Genomic DNA, 11,871 nt, shown 5'->3' on the forward strand with positions numbered 1-11,871 from the left:
CAGTACCGAGCCCCGGTACTGGCGGCGCGTTTTTGCCCTGACTACGCTGGGCCTCAAAGCCAGTGGCTTTGGAGCAGTACAGCCGTCCCTCGGACTCACAGAACGGTGGGAGTTGTGAAACTCGAATTGAAGGGGATCTCGAAAGCCTTCGGGACCTTCTACGCCAACCAAGACATCGACCTCGTGGTCGAATCCGGCCAGATCCATTGCCTTCTCGGCGAAAACGGTGCCGGAAAATCAACCCTTATGAACGTGCTGTACGGGCTGTACGAGCCCACGGCCGGCCAGATCCTGGTCAATGACCAGCCGGTCAATTTCCGCGGCCCCGGTGATGCCATGGCGGCCGGCATCGGCATGGTGCACCAGCACTTCATGCTGGTCCCCGTCTTCACGGTGGCGGAAAACGTGGCCCTCGGTGCGGAGCCGACCTCGTTCGGCGGTGTGCTCAGCATGGACGAAACCCGGAAGAAGATCCGGGAAATCTCCGATAAATACGGCTTTGACGTGGATCCCGACGCCTTGGTGGAGGACCTGCCCGTGGGCGTCCAGCAACGTGTCGAGATCATCAAGGCACTGGTCCGCGAAGCCAAGGTCCTCATCCTGGACGAGCCCACCGCAGTGCTGACGCCGCAGGAAACAGATGAACTTCTGGACATCATGCGTCAGCTCAAAGCAGGCGGCACGTCCATCGTCTTCATCTCGCACAAGCTGCGTGAAGTGAAGGCTGTCTCAGACGTCATCACCGTCATTCGCCGCGGCAAAGTAGTGGGGGATGCGCCTCCCACGGCATCCGCCACCGAACTGGCGTCCATGATGGTGGGCCGCCCCGTCAGCCTGAGCCTGAACAAGGCACCCGCGCAGCCGAAGGAAACCACGTTCGTGGTGGAAAACCTGACGGTCCGCGCTGCCAACGGCACCAACGTGGTGGACGGGATCAGCTTCGACATCGCCCAAGGTGAGATCCTCGCCGTCGCGGGTGTCCAGGGCAATGGCCAAACGGAACTGACCGAAGCCATCCTGGGCGTGCAGGAGCACGTCACAGGTTCGGTGACCCTGGACGGCAAGCAACTGCTGGGCCTTCCGGTCAAAGAGGTGCTGCGTTCGGGCGTCGGCTTTGTTCCAGAGGACCGCACCGTGGATGGACTGGTTGGTCCCTTCTCGGTGGCCGAAAACCTGGTGCTTGACCTCTATGACCAAGCACCGTTTGCCAGCGGCATCAGCATGAAGCCGGCCAAAGTTGCCGAGCATGCCAAGGCCAAGATCGAAGAATTCGATATCCGGACTCCCTCAGCGGGGTCGGCCGCCGGAACGCTGTCCGGCGGCAACCAGCAAAAAGTGGTCATGGCCAGGGAATTGTCCAGGCCTCTGCGGTTGTTCATCGCGAGCCAGCCGACCCGTGGCGTGGATGTCGGCTCCATCGAGTTCCTGCACAAGCGCATCGTTGCCGAGCGCGACGTCGGAACGCCGGTCATGATCGTTTCCACTGAACTTGATGAGGTCATCGAACTCGCCGACCGGATTGCCGTGCTCTACAAGGGCAAGCTCGTGGGCATCGTCCCCGCCGGAACGCCCCGCGACACCCTCGGCTTGATGATGGCCGGCGTCGGCCCGGAAGGAGGCTCTGATGACTGAGAAGGATCAGTCCAAGAGCGAACCAACACCCGCCCTGCCCGCTGAGGACCAGTCCACGGCGGACCTCCGTGCGGCAGATGTCTCACTCGATACCGCGGGAGGCATGCTGGAACCGTCCATCGTTCCGGTGTCTTCCCAAAGCGGCGATTCAGGAGCGCAGCAGAGCAGCCTCATGCGCCGCATCGTGATGGGGAACGGCTTCGTGTCCGTCCTGGCCGTCATTGTGGCGCTCTTCCTGGGTGGCCTGCTGATTGCCAGCACTGACGCCCAGGTTGCCAAAACCGCAGGCTACTTGTTTGCGCGGCCCACGGACTTCCTGAGCGCGTTGTGGTCTGCCATGACCGAGAGCTACGTTGCCCTTTTCCAAGGGTCAATATTCAACCCCCGGCAGGGACTGCAGCCGCTGCTGGAAACCATGACTGTGGCAACCCCGCTGATCTGCGCCGGTCTTGGCGTTGCCTTGGCCTTCCGCGCCGGCCTGTTCAACATCGGCGCCCAGGGACAGATCATCATCAGCGCCACGCTCGCTGCCTACGTAGGGTTCGCCTGGCACCTGCCGTTCGGCCTGCATCTGCTGGTGGTCATCATCATGGGCGTCCTGGGCGGTGCTCTGTGGGGTGCCATCGTTGGCATCCTCAAAGCACGGACCGGTGCACACGAGGTGATCGTCACCATCATGCTGAACTACGTGGCCTTGTTCCTGCTGGACTTCCTGCTGAACACTGCTGCGTTCCGGCGTCCGGGGGACAACAGCCCCATCTCGCCACGCCTGGACGAATCGGCAACGTATCCCGTCCTCATCCCCGGCTCCCGTCTCCACGTGGGATTCCTGGTGGCCATAGCGCTGACCTTCGGCGTGTGGTGGCTGTTGAACCGGTCCACCATCGGCTTCGAGTTCCGTGCTGTCGGTGCCAATCCCATCGCTGCACGGACCGCCGGCGTCAAGGTATCCCGCGCCACCATCCTGGTGATGGCCATGGCCGGTGCGCTCGCCGCCTTCGGTGGTATTGCCCAGGTGGCCGGTACGGAAAAGGTGCTGACCGGCGGCGTCGCTGCCCAGATCGGCTTCGATGCCATCACGGTTGCCTTGCTGGGACGCAGCACGCCGTGGGGGACGTTCTTCGCCGGCCTGCTGTTTGGAGCTTTCCGTGCAGGGGCAGTGCAGATGCAGATCCAGACGGGAACGCCCATCGACATCGTGCTGGTGGTGCAGTCCTTGATCGTGCTCTTCATCGCAGCGCCTCCGCTCATCCGGTCGATTTTCCGGCTTGAGCCCAAGAAGAAGAACAAGACACCCAAAGCGGCTCCCAAGGCTGCCCTCGTCAACGCCTCCGGAGGTGCCAAATGAGCGCGACAACCACCGCTCCGAAGTCGGGTTCAACGGCCCTGCCGGCGTTCCGGCCTTCCATGAAAGTCCCGCTCTCGCTCGGCATCCTTGCCCTCATAGCCTTGGTCTTCTTCGGCTTCCTGGGCCCGGACCAGACAGCCGAGATGAAGATCAGCGACGCCGGTGACGCCGTTGCCGTCCCGGCGCTCATGATTCCGGGGCAGGTGGGCGGGGTGGTCTTCGGCATTCTGCTGCTGGCCATGGCCGCCTACTCCATCTACCTCTGGACACAGGGGGAGCGTTCACCCAAGTGGCTGCCCATCGCCTTTGCCGTGGTGTTCGTGTTCGCGTTGCTCGTCTGGATTGTGGCCGGCGCACGTCAGCCGTCCATTTCGCTGGCGGGCCTTGTAGCCGGGTCGGTAACACTGGCCGTGCCGCTGGTCTTCGGTTCATTGTCAGGGGTGTTGTGTGAGCGCGTGGGCGTGGTCAACATCGCCATTGAAGGCCAACTCCTGGGCGGCGCCTTCACCGCCGCGCTGGTAGCCACCATGACGGGCAGCCCCTACATTGGCCTGATCGCGGCGGCTGCTGCCGGTGCCGCTGTGTCCATGGTCCTGGCGGTCTTCAGCATCAAATACCTGGTCAACCAGATCATTGTGGGCGTTGTCCTCAACGTCCTGGTCTCCGGCCTCACGGGCTTCCTTTACGGCACGCTGATGGTCCCCAATAAGGAGCAGTTCAACACCCCGGGGCGCCTGGACATACTGCCGATCCCGCTGCTCTCGGACATCCCCATCATCGGGCCCATCCTGTTCGAGCAGTCCATTGCCGGTTACCTCATGTACATCGCAGTGGCCGTGGTGTGGTTCGGCCTGTTCAAGACCCGCTGGGGCCTGCGGGTCCGCGCCGTCGGCGAGCACCCGCAGGCTGCCGACACCCTGGGCATCAACGTCAACGCCACCCGCTTCTGGAACGTCACCCTGGGTGGTGCCATCGCAGGTATCGGTGGCGCCGTCTTCACCCTGGTGACCATCGACTCCTTTACCAAGGACATTTCCGGCGGCCGCGGCTTCATCGCCTTGGCAGCCTTGATCTTTGGCCGGTGGAACCCGATCGGCGCGTTCCTGGCATCGCTCCTGTTCGGCTTTGCGTACAACCTGCAATCCATCCTGGGTATCATCGGTACCCCGGTGCCCAGCCAGTTCATGGCCATGCTGCCGTACTTGGTGACCATCTTCGCCGTCGCCGGTTTGGTGGGTAAGTCGCGGCCACCGGCCGCAAGCGGCATACCGTACGTGAAGGGTTGACGATGCCTGCGAACGACATTGATTGGCAGGCACTGGAAGAGGCAGCACAGCAGGCCATGCGCCATGCCTACGCGCCGTACTCCAAGTTCCCGGTGGGGGCTGCGGCCCTCACCGAGGACGGACGGATCGTTACTGGCTGCAATGTGGAGAACGCCAGCTACGGGCTGACCCTCTGCGCCGAATGCGCACTTGTTGGCCAGCTCCACATGACCGGCGGTGGCCGGCTCGCCGCGTTCTATTGCGTGGACGGCCAGGGCAACGTCCTCATGCCGTGCGGACGTTGCCGCCAGTTGCTCTACGAGTTCCGGGCTCCCGGCATGCAGATCATGACCACGCAGGGAATCAAAACCATGGACCAGGTGCTCCCTGATGCCTTCGGTCCCGAAAACCTGGAGGAAACCACGTGACCAGCACTGAAGCGTTCGACGCCGTCCAGATCATCTCCATCAAGCGGGACAAAGGCACCCTCACTCCCGAGCAGATCGACTGGACCATCGATGCCTACACCCGCGGTGTCATTGCCGAGGAGCAAATGGCCGCGCTGAACATGGCCATCCTGCTCAACGGAATGGACCGCGACGAGATTTCGCGGTGGACGTCCGCCATGATCGCCTCGGGCGAGCGGATGGACTTTTCGTCCCTGACAAGGCCCGACGGCGGACGCAAGGCTACCAGCGACAAACACTCCACCGGTGGGGTCGGGGACAAGATCACGCTCCCGCTGGCGCCGCTCGTTGCCGTCTTCGGCGTCGCGGTTCCTCAGCTCTCAGGCCGCGGGCTGGGCCACACGGGTGGAACGTTGGACAAGCTGGAAGCCATCCCCGGGTGGCGCGCCAACCTGAGCAACGACGAGATCATGGCCCAGCTCCAGGATGTGGGAGCAGTCATCTGCGCGGCAGGTTCCGGGCTGGCTCCTGCCGACAAGAAGCTCTACGCACTGCGTGATGTCACGGGCACCGTGGAGGCGATCCCGTTGATTGCTTCCTCGATCATGAGCAAGAAGATCGCCGAAGGCACGGGCTCGTTGGTGCTGGACGTCAAGGTGGGTTCCGGCGCGTTCATGAAGGATGAGGCCCGGGCCCGCGAGCTTGCCGAGACCATGGTGGCCCTGGGCAAGGATGCCGGCGTGCACACCGTCGCCCTGATCACGGATATGTCCACGCCGTTGGGTTTGACCGCCGGAAATGCGATCGAAGTTGAGGAATCCGTGGAGGTCCTTGCCGGCGGCGGCCCGGAAGACGTCGTCGAACTGACCGTCCGCCTGGCTGAGGAGATGCTGGCCGGCGCCGGCATCCACGACGCCGACCCCGCGGCTGCTTTGAAGGACGGCCGTGCCATGGATGTCTGGAACCGAATGATCGAAGCACAGGGTGGTGACCCGCGTGCTGCGCTGCCGGTGGCCAAGGAATCCGAGGTCATCTACGCTCCCGCGGACGGTGTCCTGGTGGAACTGGATGCGCTTTCTGTGGGTGTTGCTGCCTGGCGTTTGGGCGCCGGGCGGGCGCGCAAAGAGGACCAGGTCCAGGCCGGTGCAGGTGTCCGCATGCACGCCAAACCGGGCGCTTTGGTCCGTGCGGGGGAGCCTCTGATGACGCTCTTGACGGACACTCCCGGGAAGTTCGAACGGGCCAAGGAAGCGCTGCAGGATGCCGTGGTGATCGCGCCCGAGGGTTCACGCCCGGCGCATCAGCTCATCATCGACCGCATCGCCTAGGCTTATGTGTTCCGGGCCGTTCGCCAAGGACGGCCCGGAACACCCGTCATCCGGCGCCTGTGGGGGAGCCGGCTACCGTAAGGAAACCGTGCAGGGCATCAACGATTTCATCCTCGCCGCGGCGGAGCAGCCATGGGTGTTGTTCCTGGTGCTGGCCTGCTGCGTGATAGATGGCTTCTTCCCACCTATTCCGAGCGAATCCGTGGTGGTGGGCCTGAGCGCCGTTTCCGGGAGCAGCGGCTCGCCCAATGTATGGCTGCTCGGCGTGATGGCAGCCCTGGGGGCGTTCTCGGGGACAACATCGCCTACATCATCGGCCGCCGCATCGGGATCCAGCGGTGGCGGTGGATGCGCACGCAGCGGATGCAGGGCGCCTTCCGTTGGGCAGGCAAGGAACTCCGACGCCGGTCGGCCTCGCTCATCATGGTGGCCCGCTTCATCCCCATTGGCAGGGTGGCCGTCAACCTGACGGCTGGTGCCACGCACTTCCACCACCGACGCTTCGTGGCCCTCACGGCCATGTCCGCCGTCCTGTGGGCCACGTATTCGGTGATCCTGGGCTACTTCTTTGGTGTCTGGTTCGAGGACAACCATCTCTTGGGCGCCGTCATAGCGATCGTGGTTGCCGTGATCCTGGGAATCATCATCGACCGGATCATCAGCAAAGTCCGTGGATCCGTGCCGTTGGACGGCAAGAACATCCCTGAGGAAGACGCCCCGACTCCACCCACGGTATGACGCTTCAGGCCCCGGAAGATCAGCCCGGCGGTTGACGACGGCACCTTGTCAGCACCTATAGCGTTAAGCGTGTGATCCCGAGGCTGGGACGTAGCGAACGACGTCCCGGCCGTGGGACACTAGAGCGACTTCCGTCACACCGTCAAGTCATATTCATCTAGGAGCTACCGCCGCGTGGAGTTTTTGAACCAAATGCTCGAGCATGCAGCCGGGCAGCCCTGGATATACCCGGTCCTGCTGGTCTTCTTCTTCATTGACGGATTTGCCACCATCCTCCCCAGCGAAACAGCCATTGTTGGCCTCTCGGCGCTGTCCCTTCACAGCGGAGAGCCCAACCTGTGGATCCTGGGAGCCACCGCACTGGTAGGTGCCATGGCGGGCGACAACATGGCCTACATGCTGGGCCGGAAAATCGGCCTCACCCGTTGGAAGTGGATGCGCCGGCCCAAGGTCCAGAAGATGTTCGCCTGGGCGCAGTACGAGCTGGATAAGCGCGGCGCGGTCCTCATCTTCACGGCCCGCTACATTCCGTGGGGGCGCGTGGCAGTGAACTATGTGGCCGGTCAAACCGGCTTCCGCCACCGGACTTTCTTCTGGTTGGACGCCTTCGCCTGCATCACGTGGGTAGGTTACTCCATCGGTATCGGCCTCCTCGCAGGCCAGTGGGTGCATCACAACCCGCTCCTGGGAGTCGGCATCGCGGTTGCCTTCGCCGTGGTCCTGGGCATTGTGGTGGATCACGCCCTCCGTTGGTGGCACAAATACCTGGAAAAGAAGGACCTCGCCAAGGAAGCTGCTGCCAGCACCGAAGCGGCAGCAGTTGATCCCGCGGAAAAGGCGATCGCCGGCGTCGACCTCTCCAAGCCCGCCAGCTAAAGGCGACCAGCTGTACCAGCAGCAGTACCCGTCAGGGCGGCTGTGGGGACTAGTCTTAGTACGTGACTGAGCCCATACTTGACGCCGCCCCTGCCCTTGACTTCGATCTGAAGAGCCTGCCCAAGGTTTCCCTCCACGACCACCTGGACGGAGGCCTCCGCCCCGCCACCATCATCGAGCTTGCTGAGGCGGTCGGCCACACGCTGCCGTCCACCGACCCCGTTGCGCTGGGTGAATGGTTCCGCGAATCAGCCGACTCCGGCTCACTGGTCCGCTACCTCGAAACGTTCGACCACACCATTGCTGTCATGCAGACCAAGGAAGGCCTCTTCAGGGTGGCCAAGGAGTTCGTGGAAGACCTCGCCGAGGACGGCGTGGTGTACGGCGAAGTCCGCTGGGCGCCGGAACAGCACCTGCAGAAGGGCCTCACCCTGGACGAGGTTGTTGAAGCCGTCCAGACCGGCCTTGAAGCCGGCGTTGATGCTGCTGACGAGCGCGGCCAGCAGATCCAGGTGGGCCAGCTCATCACCGCCATGCGCCACGCCGATCGTGGCCAGGAGATCGCAGAACTCGCTGTCCGCCACCGTGCCAACGGCGCTGTGGGCTTTGACATCGCCGGCGCGGAAGATGGGTTCCTCCCGTCCCGCTTCAAGGACGCCTTCACGTACCTGGCCGAAAACAACTTCCCGGCCACCGTCCACGCCGGTGAAGCAGCGGGCCTGGAGAGCATCCAGTCAGCCCTGGTCGATGGCCGCGCCCTGCGCCTTGGCCATGGCGTCCGGATCGCCGAGGACATTTCGGTGGAGTTCGAGGACAATTCCGACGACGACGGCGAGGACACCGTCGGCATGGTGACCATCGGCAGCGTGGCGGCCTGGGTCCGCGACCGCGGAATCGCCTTGGAAATCTGCCCTTCCTCCAACCTGCAGACCGGTGCCATTTCCGGCTTTGGCGATGGCATCGAAAGCCACCCGGTGGACATGCTCTTCCAGCTCGGCTTCAACGTCACCATCAACACGGACAACCGCCTCATGAGTGGCGTCACCCTGACGGACGAGTTCGAGCTGCTGGTGGAAACCTTTGACTACGACCTCGATGACCTCCTTGAACTGACGCTCAACGCCGCCGAGGCAGCCTTCCTGCCGCTGGACGAGCGCGAAGCCTTGGTTGAGTACATCAACGATGCCTACGCCAACCTCGGCTAAGACCTCCAACGAGCTCGAAGAGCTCATCCGGACGATCGCAGCCCTGCGTGAGCACTGCCCCTGGATGGGTGGGCTGACGCACGAGTCGCTGGTGGAATACCTGATTGAGGAAGCCTACGAAGTGGTGGACTCGATCGAAGCCGGTGCGGTGGACGACGAGCTTCGCGGCGAGCTGGGTGATGTACTGCTTCAGGTAGTGCTTCACGCCCGGCTCGCCGAGGAGCGCGGCAGCTTTGATTTCGACGCCGTTGCCCGGGGCATCAACGCCAAGATGGTCCGGCGAAACCAGCACGTCTTCAAGGCGGACGGTTCCCTGCGGGAGAGTTTTCCGGCCAGCGTCGAGGAAATCATCGTCAAGTGGGATGCCGCCAAACGTGCCGAGAAGCCGGAACGGAAGGATCCCTTTGAGGGCATCCCGCCGCACCTTCCTGCGTTGGCAGCAGCACAGAAGTCCCTGGATAGGGCAGCCCGCGCAGGGTTGGACGTTTCAGGGCTCGATGGTGATGCACGGTTGGTCGATCCACAGGGTGCGCTGACCGCCGTCGGACTTCCCGTCATCCCGGACTCGGAAGAGGCGCTCGGTGAGCTGCTGCTGGCTGTCGTGGCCGGTGCCCGGGAGCAAGGACTCGACGCCGAACGGGCCCTCCGTTCCGCAGTTCGATCGTTTCAGAACAGCCAGGCCCAGCCTTCATGACGTGAGTCTTTGGAAGTTGTTCCGTAACCTAAGCCACTCTGGACTACGCTAGTAGCGACGAGGACGTTGAGAATTTCCCTCCTCATTCCTGTAATTTGCCCATAAGGAGCACATCCATGGCGCTTATCGATGCCATCCACGCACGCGAGATCCTTGATTCCCGCGGAAACCCGACCGTAGAAGTTGAGGTCCTGCTCTCCGACGGCCAGATCGGCCGTGCAGCAGTTCCCTCCGGTGCTTCCACCGGCGAGCACGAGGCCGTTGAGCTTCGCGACGGCGACAAGGGCCGTTACCTCGGCAAGGGTGTCCAGAAGGCCGTTGACGCCGTCATAGACGAGATCTCCCCGGCCCTGATTGGTTTCGACGCCACTGACCAGCGCAGCATCGACCAGGCCATGATTGACCTGGACGGCACGCCCAATAAGGGCAAGCTCGGCGCCAACGCCATCCTGGGTGTTTCCCTGGCCGTTGCCAACGCTGCCGCAGCTTCCGCTGACCTGCCGCTGTACAAGTACCTGGGTGGCCCGAACGCCCACGTCCTGCCCGTTCCCCTGATGAACATCCTCAACGGTGGCTCGCACGCCGACTCCGATGTGGACATCCAGGAATTCATGATCGCCCCGATCGGTGCCGAGACCTTCTCCGAGGGCCTGCGCTGGGGCGTTGAGGTCTACCACAACCTCAAGGCTGTCCTCCAGGAAAAGGGCCTCTCCACGGGCCTCGGCGACGAAGGTGGCTTCGCCCCCAACCTGCCGTCCAACCGCGCTGCACTGGACCTGATCCAGGAAGCCATCAAGAACGCCGGTTACACCCCGGGTACGGACATCGCCCTGGCACTGGACGTTGCCTCGTCCGAGTTCTACAAGGACGGTGCTTACCAGTTCGAAGGCAAGGCACTTTCCGCCACCGAGATGAGCGCCTACTACGCTGAGCTCGTTGCCGACTACCCGCTGGTTTCCATTGAAGACCCGCTGGACGAGAACGACTGGGAAGGCTGGAAGACCCTCACCGACACCATCGGTGACAAGGTCCAGCTGGTGGGCGACGACCTCTTTGTCACCAACCCGGTCCGCCTGCAGCAGGGCATCGAGACGGCCACGGCCAACTCCCTGCTGGTCAAGGTCAACCAGATCGGTTCCCTGACCGAGACGCTGGACGCCGTTTCCCTGGCCCAGCGCTCCGGTTACACCACCATCACCTCGCACCGCTCCGGCGAAACCGAGGACACCACCATTGCTGACATCGCCGTTGCCACCAACGCGGGCCAGATCAAGACCGGTGCCCCGGCCCGCTCCGAGCGCGTTGCCAAGTACAACCAGCTGCTGCGCATCGAAGAAGAACTCGACGACGCCGCACGCTACGCCGGCCGCAGCGCGTTCCCGCGTTTCAAGGGCTAGCCTTCAGCGAAAACACGTAACCGGTGGCTATGGTGGAAAGACCATGGCCACCGGTTCTGTTTAACGCCGGTTCTGCTCAACACGGGCCAGGTCAACAACAGCAAGCGCAGCAACCCGCCAGGCAAGCACCGGGCATTACAGGAGTGTCATGGCCACCCGTCGTCCAAAGGTACCCAGGGCCGACGCACTGGGCCCCTCCAGTGCAGGCCGTTCCTCCGGTGCGGGCCGCCCCGCCAGCGAAACCCGGGCCACCGGCGCCAGTCCGCGAACTGCCGCCAAAAGCACTGAGGGTGCAGGGACAAAAGGTTCCGGTTCCAGTAGCGGCGATGTCATCAAAGCCGAGTTTGGCGGACCGCGGATAACTGCCAAAACCTCGACGCCGGCTGCCGGCACCAAAGCACCTGCCGCCGGCAGCGCACCAACCGGCAGGACTGCCGGCAAGAAGCCCACCGTGGGCCAATCCAAGCCCGCGGGCAAGGCTCCCAGCACGCCGGACACCAAGGCCACAGCTGACCATGATCTGGATCCCGTACCGGCCAAAGCGTTTTCCGGCAGGATGCTGGCGCTGGCAGTAGTCATGATTGCGATCACCATTATGTTGGCCCCACGGTGAAGATTTTCCTGGAGAAGCGTGCCGAAATTTCAGCGTTGGAGGCCGAAATTGCAGGACGGAAAGCAGAGCAGGCCGAGCTCAACAAGCAGCTTTCCCGGTGGCAGGACCCCAACTACGTGAAACAACAGGCCCGCGACCGCATTAACATGGTTATGCCGGGTGAAACAGGTTACTGGGTGTTTGGGGGAGAAGAAGCCGCCGGCACGCCGGGTGGCCGCACCGGCTCCGGATCGTCTGCAAACCCGGAGAATCTGCCCTGGGTGGATGCTCTGTGGGAGTCAATCAGACGATCGGCAACTGACTAGACGCGGTGCCCACCGCCGTCGTGTCCGCAGTGGACACGGCAACAAGGGCAGGAAGGGTGGCAG

Annotated in this window: 9 protein-coding genes and 2 pseudogenes; all 11 read left to right on the top strand. The window is 63.3% G+C overall.

Going from position 1 to position 11,871, the window contains the following annotated elements; all coding sequences use genetic code 11:
- Positions 1-114 precede the first annotated feature (114 nt).
- The 11 genes and pseudogenes from CGK93_RS06620 to CGK93_RS06670 all read left to right on the top strand — a co-directional run bounded on the left by CGK93_RS06620 (position 115) and on the right by CGK93_RS06670 (position 11,808).
- Entirely contained in the window at positions 115-1,632 is a 1,518-nt protein-coding gene (locus CGK93_RS06620; RefSeq protein WP_089597251.1) for an ABC transporter ATP-binding protein, read from the top strand.
- Positions 1,625-2,980 carry an ABC transporter permease gene (locus CGK93_RS06625; RefSeq protein ID WP_089594144.1) on the top strand — a complete coding sequence of 452 codons (1,356 nt, stop codon included), beginning with the start codon at positions 1,625-1,627 and terminating at the stop codon, positions 2,978-2,980. Before CGK93_RS06620 ends, CGK93_RS06625 begins: the two co-directional genes overlap by 8 nt.
- Positions 2,977-4,266 (top strand): ABC transporter permease, encoded by a 1,290-nt coding sequence (locus tag CGK93_RS06630; RefSeq protein ID WP_089594145.1) that lies wholly within the window; start codon positions 2,977-2,979, stop codon positions 4,264-4,266. The genes CGK93_RS06625 and CGK93_RS06630 overlap by 4 nt, the downstream gene beginning before the upstream one ends.
- Before the next feature lie 2 nt (positions 4,267-4,268).
- Positions 4,269-4,673, top strand: a complete 405-nt coding sequence (locus CGK93_RS06635; RefSeq protein ID WP_089594146.1) for a cytidine deaminase — start codon at positions 4,269-4,271, stop codon at positions 4,671-4,673.
- The gene (locus tag CGK93_RS06640) at positions 4,670-5,980 is read left to right on the top strand and encodes a thymidine phosphorylase (RefSeq protein WP_089594147.1); all 1,311 of its coding nucleotides are present in this window, start codon (positions 4,670-4,672) and stop codon (positions 5,978-5,980) included. The genes CGK93_RS06635 and CGK93_RS06640 overlap by 4 nt, the downstream gene beginning before the upstream one ends.
- Before the next feature lie 88 nt (positions 5,981-6,068).
- Positions 6,069-6,718: pseudogene (locus CGK93_RS06645) on the top strand (DedA family protein).
- A 192-nt stretch (positions 6,719-6,910) separates the two neighbouring features.
- The gene (locus CGK93_RS06650) at positions 6,911-7,594 is read left to right on the top strand and encodes a DedA family protein (RefSeq protein WP_089597253.1); all 684 of its coding nucleotides are present in this window, start codon (positions 6,911-6,913) and stop codon (positions 7,592-7,594) included.
- Between the two features lie 62 nt (positions 7,595-7,656).
- On the top strand, positions 7,657-8,799 hold the full coding sequence (locus CGK93_RS06655; RefSeq protein WP_089594148.1) for an adenosine deaminase: 1,143 nt from the start codon (positions 7,657-7,659) through the stop codon (positions 8,797-8,799).
- The gene (locus CGK93_RS06660) at positions 8,777-9,493 is read left to right on the top strand and encodes a MazG nucleotide pyrophosphohydrolase domain-containing protein (RefSeq protein WP_089594149.1); all 717 of its coding nucleotides are present in this window, start codon (positions 8,777-8,779) and stop codon (positions 9,491-9,493) included. Before CGK93_RS06655 ends, CGK93_RS06660 begins: the two co-directional genes overlap by 23 nt.
- Before the next feature lie 116 nt (positions 9,494-9,609).
- On the top strand, positions 9,610-10,890 hold the full coding sequence (gene eno / locus CGK93_RS06665; protein WP_026542844.1) for a phosphopyruvate hydratase: 1,281 nt from the start codon (positions 9,610-9,612) through the stop codon (positions 10,888-10,890).
- Between the two features lie 148 nt (positions 10,891-11,038).
- Positions 11,039-11,808, top strand: a pseudogene (locus CGK93_RS06670) (septum formation initiator family protein).
- The last annotated feature ends 63 nt before the right edge of the window (positions 11,809-11,871 follow it).

Source organism: Arthrobacter sp. YN, assembly GCF_002224285.1.
Lineage (GTDB): Bacteria > Actinomycetota > Actinomycetes > Actinomycetales > Micrococcaceae > Arthrobacter.

Excerpts from the sequence above, each read along its gene's own strand:
- CGK93_RS06625 (WP_089594144.1), top strand. The coding sequence starts at position 1,625 with ATGACTGAGAAGGATCAGTCCAAGAGCGAACCAACACCCGCCCTGCCC.
- CGK93_RS06630 (WP_089594145.1), top strand. The coding sequence starts at position 2,977 with ATGAGCGCGACAACCACCGCTCCGAAGTCGGGTTCAACGGCCCTGCCG.
- CGK93_RS06635 (WP_089594146.1), top strand. The coding sequence starts at position 4,269 with ATGCCTGCGAACGACATTGATTGGCAGGCACTGGAAGAGGCAGCACAG.
- CGK93_RS06650 (WP_089597253.1), top strand. The coding sequence starts at position 6,911 with ATGCTCGAGCATGCAGCCGGGCAGCCCTGGATATACCCGGTCCTGCTG.
- CGK93_RS06660 (WP_089594149.1), top strand. The coding sequence starts at position 8,777 with ATGCCTACGCCAACCTCGGCTAAGACCTCCAACGAGCTCGAAGAGCTC.
- eno (WP_026542844.1), top strand. The coding sequence starts at position 9,610 with ATGGCGCTTATCGATGCCATCCACGCACGCGAGATCCTTGATTCCCGC.